The sequence below is a fragment of the Methylobacillus flagellatus KT genome (assembly GCF_000013705.1).
Taxonomy (GTDB): domain Bacteria; phylum Pseudomonadota; class Gammaproteobacteria; order Burkholderiales; family Methylophilaceae; genus Methylobacillus; species Methylobacillus flagellatus.
Window position 1 is genome coordinate 997,414 of sequence record NC_007947.1, and the last position, 14,247, is coordinate 1,011,660.

Genomic DNA, 14,247 nt, shown 5'->3' on the forward strand with positions numbered 1-14,247 from the left:
TCTGCATCTCTAGAAGCGCAGGAACAAGGATGTCGAGAACACGTGGTGCATGCGGTCGAAGGTATGGCCGCGGACATACTGGTTGACGTAGCCGATCTCGAGCCGGGCATTTGCAGCTGCCTGCCAGGCCAAGCCAGCAAATGCGCGGTTTTGGTCGAAGCCGCTCAGCGCCCCCCAGTCCGTGCTGCGTGTGCTGACGAACAATTCATCCCATACCAGCCAGTTCAGCGACTCTGTGCCTTCGATCTTTTTGATGGCGCGTACCAGCTGGCGTATGCGGTGGCCTGTGTCGTTGCCAGTGTCGAAATTGCGTTGCTCCAGCCGGGTGCGGCTAGTAATGACAATGCCGCTTGGGGTAGGAGGAAAGGTATACATGAATTGCTGCCACCAACGTTGCTCATGGTTCTTGCCTTGGTCAGTATGTGTCCTGACGTCAGCGTAGCCCAGCCAGATGCTGGCCCGGTCTGAAAGCCAGTAGTTGATGGCAGGCCTCAAGATGGTCTGGTCATGCTCGCGGCCTTCCTCTTTCAGCCGCGGCTGTACTTCTGCGTACCAGCCGATATGCTTGTCCTCCGATAACATGCCCTCCATAGTGAGGTTGATCCAGAGCCGTCCGTCCTCTTCAACCTCGGCATGTGCCAGGCAGCTACTGGCACACAATATGGTGGTCAGCAGTGTATGCAATAAGGGTGTATCAATTCTCATGCCTTTTCCTTCCTCCAACGCAATCTGCAGCCATCACGGCTGCCATGGCCTGTCATTGAGGGGGTGACTGTAACCCACCCTCGTGCAAAAGGCGAGGCCAAGGGGATGTATTGTCAGTTGGCTCTGACATGATTTGCAGCCCCATGCTGACGGTCAGAGCTGTCGGAAGACATTACCATGCAAGCACATCACTGGAATTACTTTCCTAATTTAACTGGAGGAGCACAATATGCATCGTTCGACCAAGACCAACATCATTTCCAGCGTCATCACCATCCTGCTGGGGGCGGCTGCAAGCGGCGCATGGGCAGTATCCATTTCGGAAGAGCTCAACCAGAGCCCTGACGTGAAGCAGTTTCATGAATTGGACGTCAACAATGACGGTCACCTTACTCAAACTGAGGCGAGCCGTGATAGTTTTTACACCAAGGAGCATTTCAATGCCGCCGACAAGAACAAGGACGGCAAACTGACTCAGCAGGAATACAGTGACTACAAGACGGCCCAGCAGAAAAAGGAAGTGGGACGCGTTGTGGATGACACTACCATCACCACCAAGGTGAAAGCCAATATTCTGAAAGAAGAGGGCTTCAAGGGCCTGCAAGTCGGCGTGGAAACCTACAAGGGCGTGGTGCAGCTGAGCGGATTCGTCAGCACCAAGGCACAGATACAGAGGGCCGGAGAAATCGCCAAGGCGGTAGAGGGCGTGAAATCCGTCAAGAACAACCTGAACGTGAAAAATTAAATCACTGCTGTAATGCATGACCAAAGAAGCCCGTGGTGTTTGACGGGCTTCTCTTTATTTTGGCTGCTAGCGATGCAAGGTATCCTGGTGGGGGAGTTTCATGCCGGGGGTGGAGTCATGCTCGACAAAAATCAGCTTGCTGGTATCGAAGCCCAGTTGCTGAGCCCTGGCTATCAACTCGGCCTTAATGGGATAGGATAATTCGGGTGTGCGTGACAGTATCCAGAGGTAATCGCGATTGGGTCCCGCCACCAGCGAGAAATTGTAATTGACGTGATCCAGCACCAGGATGTTGTAGGCCCCGTAGAATGGGCCGAAGAAAGATACTTTCAGTTTGCCTGTATCGGGACCATCGACGAAATACGCTTTGCCTTCCGCTTCTTTCCAAATGCCTTTTTCAACATCGTATCCCCGGTTGATGACTTTCAGCCCGCCGTCGTCGCGCTTGCTATAGGTCGCGGTGACCTGTTGCAAGCCTCGCTCGAATGAATGATCCAGGCGAGCGATCTCGTACCAGGTGCCCAGGTATTGGTCGGGCTTGAAATGAGTGACGGGCCTGGTGCCTTCGGGCGTACCGGTGCCGGCGCATGCCAGGAGTATGCATGGAAGGAGGAGCCAGAATAGACGTTTCATCATGGTGGTTTCTATCCGGATAATGATGTTGCAATGAAGCGGTCAAGTGCCGCTGCGAACGCCTGCCGGTCTGCCTGGCTGAATGAAGCCGGGCCGCCCAGTGCCACACCGCTGCTGCGCAAGTCTTCCATGAAGTGCCGCATGGCAAGCCGCTCGCCTATGCTGCCCTTGTCATACATTTCTCCGCGCGGGTTGAGCGCGTGGGCGTCTTTTGCAATCACCTCTGCTGCAAGCGGAATATCTGCGGTAATGACAAGATCGCCTGGCTGAAGTTTTTGCACGATCTCCTTGTCCGCCACATCGAACCCATCCGGCACCTGCAAAGCGCGGATATGGGGTGAGGGCGGTACCCGCAGCAGTTTGTTGGCCACCAGTGTGACCATGATGCCGGTCCGGTCTGCAGCGCGGAACAGGATTTCCTTCACCGCTACCGGACATGCATCTGCATCAACCCAGATATGCATGGCGAGTGTCCTTTGTCTTAATGGGCATATTCTTCCAGTACTTCGAGGAACGCGTCCCCGTATCGTGCCAGCTTGGCCGCGCCTATGCCGCTGATGCGGCCCATTTCCGGCAGACTGCCGGGTTTCTGGTTGAGTATTTCCAGCAGGGTGCTGTCGTGAAAAATGACATAGGGAGGCACTTCCTGCTCGCGGGCAAGCTCCAGCCGCTTGGCCTTGAGTGCGAGCCAGAGCGGGTCGTCCTGCACTTCATTGTAGGCTTCGCGGCTGCGGCTCGCGCGCTCGGCTTTGCTTGAGCTTGCACGCACATCGGGTGGGTCGCTGCGCAGCCAGATTTCCGTTTCCCCGCGCAGCAATGGTCGGGCTTCCTCAGTAAGACGCAAGCCGCCGTAGCCTTCCATGTCGGTGGAGAGTAGCCCGGACGCCACCAGCTGGCGGAACACGCTGCTCCATTGCGCCTGGTTCAGGGCCTTGCCGATGCCGAAGGTAGACAACGACTGGTGGTTGAAGCGCTTGATCTGCTCCGTCGTCTTGCCCAACAGGATATCGATGAGGTGGCCCGCGCCGAAGCGTTGACCGCTGCGGAACACGCATGAGAGTGCCATGCGGGCTGCCTCGGTGCCGTTCCAGGTGTCCACCGGGCTGAGGCAGTTGTCGCACTGTCCGCAATTGCCCGGGTGCTGCTCACCAAAGTAGCGCAAGATGGCTTGGTGGCGGCAGGCCGTGGATTCGCAAAAGCCCAGCAGGGCGTCCAGCTTCTGCCGTTCCAGGCGCTTTCTCTCCTCCGGCGTGTCGCTGCCGTCGAGCAATTGGCGCATATTGACCACGTCACCCAGGCCATACACCATCCATGCGTCCGCATCCAGGCCGTCGCGGCCAGCGCGCCCGGTTTCCTGATAATAGCCTTCCATACTCTTGGGCAGGTCGAGATGGACGACGAAGCGCACGTTGGGCTTGTCTATCCCCATGCCGAAGGCTACGGTGGCGACCATGATGATGCCTTCCTCACGTAGGAAGCGCTGTTGGTTGGCCTGGCGCACTGTGGCGTCAAGTCCCGCATGGTAGGGCAGTGCATCCCAGCCCTGCTCCTTGAGCCAGGCTGCTGTTTCCTCCACCTTGCGGCGCGACAGGCAATAGATGATGCCCGCGTCGTTGGGGTGCTCGGATTCGAGGAAGCCGAGCAACTGCTTGCGGGCGTTGTTCTTCAGCGCTACGCGGTAGCGGATGTTGGGGCGGTCAAAGCTGGAAATGAATTGCCGCGCGTGCTCCAGTCCCAGGCGCTCGACAATTTCGTTGCGGGTCGGCGTATCGGCAGTGGCGGTAAGCGCGATGCGCGGTACTTCGGGGAATTCCTCGTGCAGCACCGTCAACTGACGGTATTCTGGCCGGAAGTCATGTCCCCATTGCGATACGCAATGCGCTTCGTCGATCGCGAACAAGGCAATACCGAAGCGCTGCTGGATGTCATGCAGGGTGCTGAGAAAGCTCGGTGTCATGAGCCGCTCTGGCGCGACGTACAACACCTTCAGCTCTCCGCGCATCAAGGCCTGATAAACATGGCGTGCGGTATCGGCATCCAGGCTGGAATTGAGGAAGGCCGCCTGGATGCCAAGCTGGCGCAGGGCATCCACCTGGTCCTGCATCAAGGCGATCAGCGGGGAAACGACAATGCCGACGCCTGGTCGCAGCAGAGAGGGAATCTGGTAGCAGAGCGACTTGCCGCCACCTGTCGGCATGAGCACCAGCGCGTCGCCACCGTCAACCACATGATTGACAATGGCTTCCTGCTCGCCACGAAAGGCACTATAGCCAAAAGTTTGCTCCAGCAGTTGCTGGGCGGCAGTGTTTGCCTGCATGCTTGCCAGGTTCTAGCGGCGACCCCGGTTGGGGCGCTGCCCAGAGGTATTGTGGAATTGACGCTTGGGTGGCTGTGGCGGCACGAACAGCCCGACCTGCGGCATGGCCTGGTGGCGTGCGGCTTCGGACAAGAGCGGTTCCGGTTTTTTCTTGGCTTGAACCGCCTGGCCCTGGCCCTGAGGCTTGCTGCGTTGCGCTTGTGGCTGAGGCTGGCCTTGAGCCTTGGCCTGGTGATTCCGGCCTTGACGCGGCTTGTTGCCGGAGCGCGGTTCGGCGCTGTTGCCAGCCGCGTCACTGCGCTCACGCTGGGCTTGCGGACGGTTACTTTTCGTTTGGCGCGCTTGGGCAGGCTGCTGCCTGGGCGGGCGGCTTTCCACGCCTGGTTTATCACTGGGAACGAAAGCGCCGGGAATGTCCAGGCGCGGGATTTCACGCTTGATCAGACGCTCGATGCCCTTGAGCAGCTTGATTTCCTCGCCATCCACCAGAGAGACGGCAGCGCCCGAGCATCCTGCGCGGCCGGTACGGCCAATGCGGTGCACATAGTCTTCCGGCACGTTGGGCAACTCGAAGTTCACCACTTGCGGCAACTGGTCGATATCGAGGCCGCGCGCGGCAATATCGGTTGCCACCAGGACCGGCAGGGTACCGTTCTTGAATTCGGCTAGCGCCTTGGTGCGGGCGGATTGGCTCTTGTTGCCGTGAATCGCGGCAGCGGCGATGCCGTCCTTGCTGAGTTTTTCCGCAAGTCGGTTGGCGCCATGCTTGGTGCGGGTGAATATCAGCACCTGCTTCCAGTCGTGGTGGCGGATCAGATGCGCGACCAAGTCGCGCTTGTGCCCCTGGCTGACGAGGTGAACGGCTTGTTCGACCAGTTCGGAGGCCGTATTGCGTCTGGCCACTTCCACAAAGCCGGGGTTGTGCAGCAGGCCGTCGGCCAGCTCCTTGATCTCGTCTGAGAACGTGGCGGAAAACAGCAGGTTCTGGCGCTTTTTCGGCAGCAATGCCAGTACGCGCTTGATATCGCGGATAAAGCCCATGTCCAGCATGCGGTCTGCCTCATCCAGGACCAGAATCTCGATCGCGGACAGGTCTATGGTTTTCTGCGCTGCATGGTCAAGCAGGCGGCCGGGCGTGGCGACCAGAATATCCAGTGGCTTTTTCAGGCGCTCGATCTGCGGGTTGATGCCCACACCGCCGAACATCACCATGGATGTCAATTTCAGGTGTTTGCCATAGGTTTGTACCGATTCTTCCACTTGGGCGGCAAGTTCGCGCGTCGGGGTCAGGATCAGGCAGCGAGGCTGGCCGGGCTTGACCTTGACCGGCTTGGCATGCAACAGGTGAAGCACGGGCAGGGTGAAGCCCGCTGTCTTGCCGGTGCCGGTTTGCGCACCTGCCAGCAGGTCGCCGCCATTCAATACCAAAGGAATGGCCTGGGCCTGGATAGGGGTCGGGTGGGTATAGCCGGTATCTGCAATGGCACGCAGGATGGGTTCTGCCAGGCCGAGATCGGAAAATTGTAAGTTGGAAAGGGTAATGCTTACGTCAGTAGACAAGCTGAAACTCCATTATTCAAAGGGTGTTTTGTCGGCCTGTTACGATGACATAACTCCAATCTAGGCAGACAGCAGGAAGGTATCTGTTAGGATTCAAGACCGCTGCGCGGATTGGATGTAGCGCAGGGAATAGGGATTATACGGCAAAAACAGGCAAGCTGTGGCCATGCAGTTTGAAAATATCTCTGTCACCATGCTGGCAAGGTGCTGATATCTGTGATGAGCACTGCCGGGAGCCTATGCCTGCCGCATCGGCGCTACTGCTGCCAGCATCGCTGCATCCAGCCAGCGCCATGCCCCCGGTGCCAGGTCCTCCGGCAAATCAAGGCTGCCGATGCGGATGCGTTTCAACGCCTCCACCCGGTTGCTAACTGCGGCCAGCATGCGTTTGACCTGGTGGTATTTCCCCTCCGCCAGCGTCAGGTGCAGCACATGGTCGCCCACTATTTTCGCGGACAGTGCGGCTACCGGCGCCGGTTCGTCAAGCAGTTGTACGCCGCTCAACAGCGAGGTAACTTGCGTTTCATCCAAAGGATGCTTGGTGGTGACCTCGTAGACCTTGGGCACCTTCCACTTTGGCGAGCTCATGCGATGGATGAACTGTCCGTCGTCTGAAAGCAGCAGTAGCCCGGTCGTGTCCTCGTCCAGCCTGCCTATGCTTTGCACCCCGCGTTCCAGCAGCGGCGCAGGCAGCAGGCTGAAAATGCTGGGGTGGTGCTGCGGCTTGTGCGAGCATTCATAATGCGCTGGCTTATTCAGCATCAAGTACGCTTTTTCCCGGTATGTCCATGTCTCGCCACGCACGGTGAAAACAAGGTGTTCTGGGTCAAATTCGGTAAAGGGGAAATCACACACCTCGCCATTTACCGCGACCTCGCCGTGGCGGATCATCGAACGGCAAATCTTGCGGGAGCCAAAGCCCTGCGAGTGCAGGATACGTTCAAGTTGCATAGGGATCAGGAATTAAGGTTGGTCAGTCGGAATATCGGCATCGCAGGCGGAATTCACCCACTTGCCAATGATGGTTGAGTTCTGGTTGACGGGCAGGCCCTGCGCAATGCCCTGCATGGAGATACGACCCTCGAAAGCGCTGTCGCTAAGCAAGGTCATGTCGAAGCGACCATTGCCCTGAATTGCGCCATTGCAGCTGATGTCCCCGGTGACTTTGTCGCCGCTGTGCTGGTAATTGCGCACGCTGCAACCGTCTTCCGTTTGCGGCAGCAGCGGTTGCTTGAGCTTTGCCTGCTCAGGCGTAATGCATTGCTGCGTCACGATTGCATGACCGCCGACAGGCAGTTCGATGCCGAATTGCCGCAACTGTTCCAGTTGCTCAGGCGCAATCGCGGGCAGGCCTTGTATCGTCACGGAGGTTTCCCACTGGCCCGGCTTGATCTGGTCGATGGCAAGCGCAGTGAAGGGACTGAGGAGCAAGGCGCAGAGAGATAATCTTGCAATGCGGTTAGGCATGGGCTAAGGGAATATTGATCATGAGAAGGCAAGTATAACACCCGGCAGGCAACTACTTCCGACCGGAAAAACCAACTAGTGGCAGCATGGGGAGTTGGTCCGCAGAGGCGCCCGGTTTCCGGTTTAGAATATGCTTGGATATTCATGCATGTCCATGTTGTGCGACTCCCCATAATTTTGCGAGAAAATGCCAATGAAACCCTGCATTACCTCTTTCATGATCCTTGTTTTTTGCCAAGTGCTTCCCGCTGGCGCTGGCGGGAGAAATTGTATCGATGAGGCTGGCAAGCGCCATGCCGACATCCTGGTGGAATGGTGCAAGGCAGTCAGCCCCGCCACGCATCCACCCTGCAATACAGCAAATAGCTGCGATTTGATCATAGACGAGATTAAGCGCGGCTGCGCCTTCGTCAGGCAAGAAGAAGCTTCGCCTTACTATTGCCAGCTGACCTATCCCCGCAACTACGAATAAGGCAAGTTAGCCATACCCTTCTTAAGGGGTTGCCTCGGATCAAGACCGCGTGGCTCAAGGGGAGAGGGACGGTAAGTGTATAATAACCATGTTGCAGTATTGGTTAATCGGCAATCAGTCACGTGCTGGGGTTTGCCATGCAACATCTTTGTTTAATCCAGAAGTGAGTCAAAATGAGCGAATTACCTAATTGTCCCCAATGCAGTTCCAGCTATACCTACCAGGATGGCGCCTTATTCATCTGCCCGGGATGCGCGCATGAGTGGACAAGCGAGGACGAAGAGGCGGCGGGCAGCGATTTCATCGTCAAGGACGCCAACGGCAACCTGCTGCAGGACGGCGACACGATTAGCGTGATCAAGGACCTCAAGGTCAAAGGTTCATCTCTTGTGGTGAAAGTAGGTACCAAGGTCAAGAACATCCGCCTGGTGGATAGCGACCACAATATCGACTGCAAGATCGACGGCATCGGCGCAATGAAGCTGAAATCGGAGTTCGTGAAAAAGGCCTGAGTCATGAACGACATCAGCTTCGAGGATTTTCTTAAGGTGGAATTGCGCGTGGGCGAAGTGGTTTCTGCCGAGATATTCGCCGCAGCCCGCAAGCCCGCCTACATATTGCATATTGATTTCGGTCAGGAGATTGGGATATTGAAATCCAGCGCCCAGATTACCGTGCGCTACCAGCCTGATGACTTGATCGGCAAGCAGGTGGTGGCGGTGGTGAATTTTCCTGCGAAGCAGATTGGCCCGATTCAGTCGCAATGCCTGGTGACCGGGTTCCATGATGAGAATGGAGCAGTGGCTTTGTGCGTGCCGGATAAATTGGTGCCTAAGGGGGCGAAGTTGCTTTAGATATGGCTTGTCAATTGAATTGAAGATGCATGTTCAGAAGTTTTATTGCGATTAATTAGTAAACAAGTTTAGTGCTTATGATAAAAGTCATCTACCTAAATTTTAGATGAGCTAATTGCTTATTCCAAGCCTGTAATATTGGAGTGGTTGGAAAGAGCATTGACTTAGGTCTTGATGCTTAAATACCATCTGGCTATCTAAAAAACATATTTAGAAGTGCAGTTGACCCGTGGCCTGTGAAATGTGTCATGCCCTTAATGTTCGGCCTCATTAGCACTACTACCATCCAGAACAATCATCTTTAACAGAGGAAAAACGTATGCGCTTCAAGTGCGTTGAGTTTTCTTGGCGTGCAGCCTTTATTGGTCTTTATCTCACCCCAGAACGCGACAAGCTTTGGGTAACGATCGTGCCGTTTTTCCCGCTTTATTTCAAGAAGTCAACGTAGTATCGAATTGGTTGCTTTTCGCATGCTTCGCTTTCATGCAGCATATCGGTGGATGCAATGCTTAGGCTTAATCTGGCTGTCAGTCCCAGCTAGTTAGGGTTTATCCGCTTCAGGATCAAGATAAGGATGACCGTTTTTGGTAGATCAGGCCCCGATTGAGGCCGGGTTAATAGTTATATGAGCTTTAGCACTGCCAGCGCAAGGCTGCAGTATGCACCGGACTATCCCAGTGCTGCCTGATTTCATCATCAAGCAGGGTGACGGTGATAGAGGCACCTGCCATGTCAAGGGCGGTGGTGTAGTTGCCTACCAGTGATCGACTGATGACCAGGCCTTGCGCTTGCAGCAGCTTGGCTGCGCTGTTGTAGAGCAGGTACAGCTCCATGAGCGGAGTGGCGGCGAAGCCATTGATCAATAGCAGCACCTCGCTGCCCGGTGTCGGCTTGAGGTCTTCCAGGATGGCGGCGACCAGGTCTGCGACGATGGCATCGGCGTTTCTCATCGCTTCGCGCCTGCGTCCGGGCTCGCCATGGATGCCGACACCCATTTCCAGTTCAGTGTCGCCAATATCGAAGGTTGGCCGGCCCGCTGCGGGCACGGTACAGCTGGTGAGGGCGACGCCCATGGAGGCGGTGCGGCTGTTGACCTTGTCGCCGAGCGCCTTGCAGGCGGCGAGGTCGGCTCCGGTCTCGGCGAGGCTGCCGACGACTTTCTCCACGATCATGGTGCCAGCCACGCCGCGACGGCCGGTGGTGTAGGTGGAGTTCTCCACCGCGACGTCGTCGCTGGTGAGCACGGTGGCGTTCTCGAACGTCAGCATCTCGGCCGCCATCTCGAAGTTCATCACGTCGCCAGCATAGTTCTTGACGATGAACAGCACGCCCTTGCCTGCATGTACGGCTTCGGCTGCGGCAAGCATCTGGTCGGGGGAAGGGGAGGTGAACACGTGGCCTGGGCAAGCGGCATCCAGCATGCCGTAGCCGACATAGCCGCTATGCAGCGGCTCGTGGCCCGAGCCGCCGCCGGAGATGATGGCGACCTTGTTTTCTGCTTTCTGCCTGCGGGTGAGGAAGTGCGGCTCCAGATTGAGGCTGACGATGTCCGTATGCGCCGCAGCAAAGCCACTCAGGCTTTCGGTGAGGATGTCGTCGACGTTGTTGATGAATTTTTTCATGTTTTCCTCTTCCTCCTTTGCGCTGGCATCAGACGGCCTGCTGCTTTGCCAATTCGGCAATGGTATGGATGATGATCTGGCTGCTGCGTGCGCCGGGATCGATATGGCCGATGGCGCGTTCGCCGAGGAAGGCGGCGCGGCCTTTGGTGGCGACCATGTCCTTGGTGGATAGCATGCCTTGTTCGGCAGCCTGCTGAATGGCGTCGAACACCTGGGCCGGTTCGGCATTGACGGCTGTGAGGCGGCTGAAGGTGTCAGCAACCGGGATCAGGGTATCCAGCAGGGTTTTTTCGCCAGCATCGGCCTTGCCACGCTGCTTGATGGCCTCGACGCTGGCATGGAAGGCGGCGGCAATTTCGGCCAGGCTGTTGAGGTCGCCGGCTTTTTCCACCTTGGCCATGGTCATGAAGAAGGTCGCGATCAGCGGGCCGGATGCGCCGCCTATGGTGGAAAGCAGTTTCATGCCGATGCGCTGCAGCACGTCGGCAGGCGGTAGCGGTGCGAGCTCGTCACGCATGGCGAGCAGGGCGGCACAGCCGCGCTTGAGATTGATGAAGTGGTCGCCGTCGCCGATCTCGCGGTCCAGAGACTCCAGTTCGGCCTCGCTGTTGAGGACGGCGTCATTGACCGCGGCGATGGCTTCAAGGATGAATGCGGTTCTCATTTAAATATTTCCAGGCCTCTTCCAGATTTCTTCCACCTGGCCGTTGTCGGCCACGAATACGGCATCGGCAAGCTCGTCGAACACGCCATGCTCGACAATGCCCGGGATGTCGTTCAGCAGCCGGTTGAGCTCATCGCTCTTGAAGGTTTTCGGCAGCGTGAGCTCCAGTACCAGGCTGCCGTGGGAGGTGATGGCCCAGCCATCCTTGGCGGCATTTTGCCGCAGGCTGCTTGCGATGCCCAGTTGTTGTAATGAGGCCTGGACCAGTTGCCATGCGAACGGGATGACTTCTAGCGGGATGGGGAATTTTTCGCCCAGGTGGCCCACCAGCTTGCTTTTGTCGACCAGCACGATGAAGCGCTCGCTGGCGCGGGCCAGCAGCTTTTCGCGCACGAGGTCGTAGCCGCGCCCCTTGAGCAGGGCTAGGTTGGTGGTGACCTCATCGGCGCCATCCACGTAGAGGTCGAGCCTACCAAGATGCTCGAGCGCCACCAACGGCAAGCCATGAGTCTGCGCCTGGATGGTGCTGGCTACGGAGCTCGCGGCTGCGGTGATATGCAGACCTTCGTCGCGGTGGCGCCGGGCCAGTTCCTCGATGAAGTAATTGGCGGTCGAGCCGGTGCCCAGGCCAACCACCATGCCGTCCTGCACGTGCTGTGCCGCCTGTATGGCGACGAGTTGCTTGTCGTTCATCGGTTTTCTCCTCCGTGTAGCGGGTGTTTTACGCGAGCTGTGAGCGATGAATCGAGTAAAATGGTCCGGTCTCAAGCTGCGTGCGATTTTTCATGACATTTAAACATATCACCTCCCGCGATAACAGCCTGTTCAAGCAATTGAAAAAACTGGCCGACAATGCACGAGAGCGGCGCAAACACAATGAAACCCTGCTCGATGGGCCGCACTTGCTCACGGCCTATATGGAAGCCTTTATATAGAAGTTCCGCTAGATAGACAAGGTAACGGCCAAGCAACAGGCGGCACTTTTGAAGATAAAAGCACCGAGGCATCTTGCCATAGCAAACCCGTTGCAAAAGGCATCGCCAATATAGATTGCATGGTTTTCATCGACAATGAAAAGACCGTCACCCTTACGTTTTAACGCTTGATAAAACGGCCTGTACGCTTCGAACGTGCAGGCTTTTTTGTTGCCTTACGCTTTTTTCTGGTAGCCATATCTAACAACCCTTTCCAGTGAATCTATACGACGATGTGCTGTATCAACATCCCTGCGCAGGTATTTGATATGCACTCCGATGGCGGCATAACTGCCCACGAATGAGCAGAGCGCCGCCAGCCCTGGCATCAGCCAATCCATTACAGAATAGCCATTACCACAGCGCCTACCGCATTCACGGTATTTGCTGCCTGCTCACCAAAGATCGCACCAGCAGCAACGCCGATTGCGGCCCATGTACTACGCGCATCAAAGAGCGCTTTCAATTTCTCACGCATATTCCCCCCGAGTTACCAAGAACCGGTAGCACCATGCCCACCGAATGAGCCGCCACCGCCTATAAAATCAACCTGCCCACTGGTGAACAAGTCATTAAATTGCCATGCGATAAAATCGCCCGCATCGCAATATCTTGAAGCGTCCCAAGAATTACCTAGACGCTTTGCCATTTCGCATTTGCTCTCATTGGTGCGAGGCACCCCCAGCAGGTCGCCAACACCCACCACCACCCCGCCCCCAACGCTCCCAGCGAGACTACCAACACCGCTAATTGCACCCGCAACCGCATCTTGTGCCGCTGCCGCCACACTGCCTTTTTTTATGATGTACAGAGCGACCCCCGCCGCGCCCAACATCCAGAACCAAGGCGGGATTGCATCCAGTGCTTTCAGCGCCTTATACATTGATGACCCCGTTGTTATTTGTCGCATTGTTGCCCGTTATATTGTCCGACCATGACGGCGCGTATTGCGTGGGCCAGAACAAAGCCTGTTCCGTCTTTTTCTGGTAGCGCGTCAGCAGCAGGAATGCACCAACGCCAAGGCCAACCACGGCCAGAATCTGAATTGTTTTCATACGTTCACCTTATGCAAGAAACAGCGCCCGCTCATTGGCACGGCGCTTGACCAAACCGGCCATGACAACGCCGCCAGACATGCGCCACGCCGGGAATTGATTCGCGGCCCCCTGATAGTCCCCGGCATTCAGCAGCTTGAGCAGTGTTGAGCGGCTGAAAGCGCCTGAACCTACGTTGAACACGAATGACACCAGGGCGTCATATTGATTTTGCGTCAGCGGCACCTTTACCAAGCGATTGACGGCGGATTCTGCATCAACCAGATCAGATACCAGCAAGCGCGTTGCTTCCGCTTCCGTGATCGTCCATAAATCCTCAAACGTCCCGAGCTTATGGCCGTACCCGATTGTTGGATAACCTTTCGCCTTTTGCCCCCTGGCAAGCGGCTGGCCTGTTGCATCGTCATATCTGACAAGCTTTAAGCCCTCTTCTTGTTTGATTTTTGCCAGCCCGTTAAGGCTTATGCGCATTCCAGATGCTGGCATTACTGTATTGCTCATTTGAAGAAAATCCCCCGTAATTCCATCAAGCCAGCCCGTACCCTCGCCGTCCGGCGTTGTTACAGTGTCGCTATTGTTGAGATAGCGCCAGATCATATAACCGCCGAACCCCAAGGCAAGGCCGGTAATGATGTTTTTAAGCACCGGCCAGCCCCTTGATGATGGTTTGCGCCTGGAGTAAGTCATCTGGCGACATATCGACAACGAGCATTGGCAGATGGACGGCCAATTGCGCGGCGCTGATGCTGCGCGATGTTTCTTGCTCTACTTCTTGCGATTCGCCGCCACCCTCCACAACTACGGTAACAACTTCACTCACTGTTAAATTGCCGTATTCATCGAAAGTAAAAGTTTTCATTTTTTTCCTCATAAAAGCGAGTAAATAACCTGCATCATTCCACCATCCCGATTTTTGTTACTGATGAAATACACCCCCAAACCAGCTGGCACAAAAAATTCCCTATCCAGCTTCAAAATATCGGCATCGCTGTTTGTGAAAGCAGAATATCCAGATGTAATTGCCAGCGCCTGACCATCAAAAATATTTGCCGGCGCACTAGTCTTTACAATCAATGACGAAAGAACCGCCGGCCCCCGCACCATGGATGCAGCTGCATGAATGATGCAGCCCCTTGCATTTGCGGCAGGTGAGATGACTTCTTGAGCCACATTTACCCC

The 14,247-nt window shown here is 56.2% G+C and carries 21 protein-coding genes and 1 pseudogene; 5 read left to right on the forward strand and 17 right to left on the reverse strand.

The window, feature by feature from the left end; genetic code table 11:
* Positions 1–9 precede the first annotated feature (9 nt).
* A complete protein-coding gene (locus tag MFLA_RS04860; protein WP_011479314.1) occupies positions 10–705 on the reverse strand; it encodes a DUF2490 domain-containing protein in 696 nt (231 codons plus the stop codon).
* Positions 706–934: 229 nt separating this feature from the next.
* Between MFLA_RS04860 and MFLA_RS04865 the strand changes: the two genes are divergently transcribed.
* Entirely contained in the window at positions 935–1,450 is a 516-nt protein-coding gene (locus tag MFLA_RS04865) for a BON domain-containing protein (protein WP_011479315.1), read from the forward strand.
* Between the two features lie 66 nt (positions 1,451–1,516).
* Here MFLA_RS04865 and MFLA_RS04870 read toward each other — a convergent pair whose 3' ends face one another.
* The 6 genes from MFLA_RS04870 to MFLA_RS04895 form a co-directional block, all read right to left on the reverse strand.
* Positions 1,517–2,086: a lipocalin family protein gene (locus MFLA_RS04870; protein WP_011479316.1), complete on the reverse strand. Its 570-nt coding sequence runs from the start codon at positions 2,084–2,086 to the stop codon at positions 1,517–1,519.
* Between the two features lie 8 nt (positions 2,087–2,094).
* The gene (locus MFLA_RS04875) at positions 2,095–2,547 is read right to left on the reverse strand and encodes a YaiI/YqxD family protein (protein ID WP_011479317.1); all 453 of its coding nucleotides are present in this window, start codon (positions 2,545–2,547) and stop codon (positions 2,095–2,097) included.
* Positions 2,548–2,564: 17 nt separating this feature from the next.
* Positions 2,565–4,400: a DNA helicase RecQ gene (recQ, locus tag MFLA_RS04880; RefSeq protein WP_011479318.1), complete on the reverse strand. Its 1,836-nt coding sequence runs from the start codon at positions 4,398–4,400 to the stop codon at positions 2,565–2,567.
* Positions 4,401–4,412: 12 nt separating this feature from the next.
* Positions 4,413–5,960: a DEAD/DEAH box helicase gene (locus MFLA_RS04885; protein ID WP_011479319.1), complete on the reverse strand. Its 1,548-nt coding sequence runs from the start codon at positions 5,958–5,960 to the stop codon at positions 4,413–4,415.
* Between the two features lie 237 nt (positions 5,961–6,197).
* Entirely contained in the window at positions 6,198–6,911 is a 714-nt protein-coding gene (locus tag MFLA_RS04890) for a pseudouridine synthase (protein WP_011479320.1), read from the reverse strand.
* 12 nt (positions 6,912–6,923) lie between these two features.
* A complete protein-coding gene (locus tag MFLA_RS04895) occupies positions 6,924–7,427 on the reverse strand; it encodes a DUF3617 domain-containing protein (protein ID WP_011479321.1) in 504 nt (167 codons plus the stop codon).
* 217 nt (positions 7,428–7,644) lie between these two features.
* Between MFLA_RS04895 and MFLA_RS04900 the strand changes: the two genes are divergently transcribed.
* The 3 genes from MFLA_RS04900 (at position 7,645) to MFLA_RS04910 (ending at position 8,753) form a co-directional block, all read left to right on the forward strand.
* A complete protein-coding gene (locus MFLA_RS04900; protein WP_048811576.1) occupies positions 7,645–7,899 on the forward strand; it encodes a hypothetical protein in 255 nt (84 codons plus the stop codon).
* Positions 7,900–8,072: 173 nt separating this feature from the next.
* On the forward strand, positions 8,073–8,411 hold the full coding sequence (locus MFLA_RS04905) for a zinc ribbon domain-containing protein YjdM (protein WP_011479323.1): 339 nt from the start codon (positions 8,073–8,075) through the stop codon (positions 8,409–8,411).
* 3 nt (positions 8,412–8,414) lie between these two features.
* Positions 8,415–8,753, forward strand: coding sequence for a tRNA-binding protein (locus tag MFLA_RS04910; RefSeq protein WP_011479324.1), 339 nt, complete (start codon positions 8,415–8,417; stop codon positions 8,751–8,753).
* Positions 8,754–9,385: 632 nt separating this feature from the next.
* Here MFLA_RS04910 and dhaK read toward each other — a convergent pair.
* From dhaK to rpiA, 3 genes are read right to left on the reverse strand one after another with little or no spacing between them, the layout of a single operon-like run.
* Positions 9,386–10,375: a dihydroxyacetone kinase subunit DhaK gene (dhaK, locus tag MFLA_RS04915; protein ID WP_011479325.1), complete on the reverse strand. Its 990-nt coding sequence runs from the start codon at positions 10,373–10,375 to the stop codon at positions 9,386–9,388.
* 28 nt (positions 10,376–10,403) lie between these two features.
* Positions 10,404–11,039: a dihydroxyacetone kinase subunit DhaL gene (gene dhaL, locus MFLA_RS04920; protein WP_011479326.1), complete on the reverse strand. Its 636-nt coding sequence runs from the start codon at positions 11,037–11,039 to the stop codon at positions 10,404–10,406.
* Complete coding sequence (gene rpiA / locus MFLA_RS04925) at positions 11,040–11,732, reverse strand: ribose-5-phosphate isomerase RpiA (RefSeq protein ID WP_011479327.1); 693 nt, start codon at positions 11,730–11,732, stop codon at positions 11,040–11,042.
* 92 nt (positions 11,733–11,824) lie between these two features.
* On the opposite strand from rpiA, the pseudogene MFLA_RS14415 reads away from it, so the two are divergent.
* Positions 11,825–11,968: pseudogene (locus MFLA_RS14415) on the forward strand (RNA methyltransferase); the annotation flags it as partial.
* 221 nt (positions 11,969–12,189) lie between these two features.
* On the opposite strand, the gene MFLA_RS14420 reads toward MFLA_RS14415, so the two are convergent.
* Genes MFLA_RS14420 through MFLA_RS04950 form a run of 7 tightly spaced genes read right to left on the reverse strand, consistent with a single transcriptional unit; the run spans position 12,190 to position 14,238 of the window.
* Positions 12,190–12,354 carry a hypothetical protein gene (locus MFLA_RS14420; protein ID WP_195742080.1) on the reverse strand — a complete coding sequence of 55 codons (165 nt, stop codon included), beginning with the start codon at positions 12,352–12,354 and terminating at the stop codon, positions 12,190–12,192.
* Positions 12,354–12,491, reverse strand: a complete 138-nt coding sequence (locus tag MFLA_RS14425; protein WP_195742081.1) for a hypothetical protein — start codon at positions 12,489–12,491, stop codon at positions 12,354–12,356. The genes MFLA_RS14420 and MFLA_RS14425 overlap by 1 nt, the downstream gene beginning before the upstream one ends.
* 12 nt (positions 12,492–12,503) lie before the next feature.
* Positions 12,504–12,896: a hypothetical protein gene (locus MFLA_RS04930; RefSeq protein ID WP_011479185.1), complete on the reverse strand. Its 393-nt coding sequence runs from the start codon at positions 12,894–12,896 to the stop codon at positions 12,504–12,506.
* Positions 12,889–13,068 (reverse strand): hypothetical protein, encoded by a 180-nt coding sequence (locus MFLA_RS04935; RefSeq protein ID WP_048811557.1) that lies wholly within the window; start codon positions 13,066–13,068, stop codon positions 12,889–12,891. The genes MFLA_RS04930 and MFLA_RS04935 overlap by 8 nt, the downstream gene beginning before the upstream one ends.
* A gap of 9 nt (positions 13,069–13,077) precedes the next feature.
* Positions 13,078–13,713, reverse strand: coding sequence for a lysozyme (locus tag MFLA_RS04940; RefSeq protein ID WP_229407164.1), 636 nt, complete (start codon positions 13,711–13,713; stop codon positions 13,078–13,080).
* Complete coding sequence (locus MFLA_RS04945; RefSeq protein WP_048811558.1) at positions 13,706–13,927, reverse strand: hypothetical protein; 222 nt, start codon at positions 13,925–13,927, stop codon at positions 13,706–13,708. Before MFLA_RS04945 ends, MFLA_RS04940 begins: the two co-directional genes overlap by 8 nt.
* A gap of 8 nt (positions 13,928–13,935) precedes the next feature.
* Positions 13,936–14,238: a hypothetical protein gene (locus tag MFLA_RS04950; RefSeq protein WP_195742082.1), complete on the reverse strand. Its 303-nt coding sequence runs from the start codon at positions 14,236–14,238 to the stop codon at positions 13,936–13,938.
* Between the last annotated feature and the right edge of the window lie 9 nt (positions 14,239–14,247).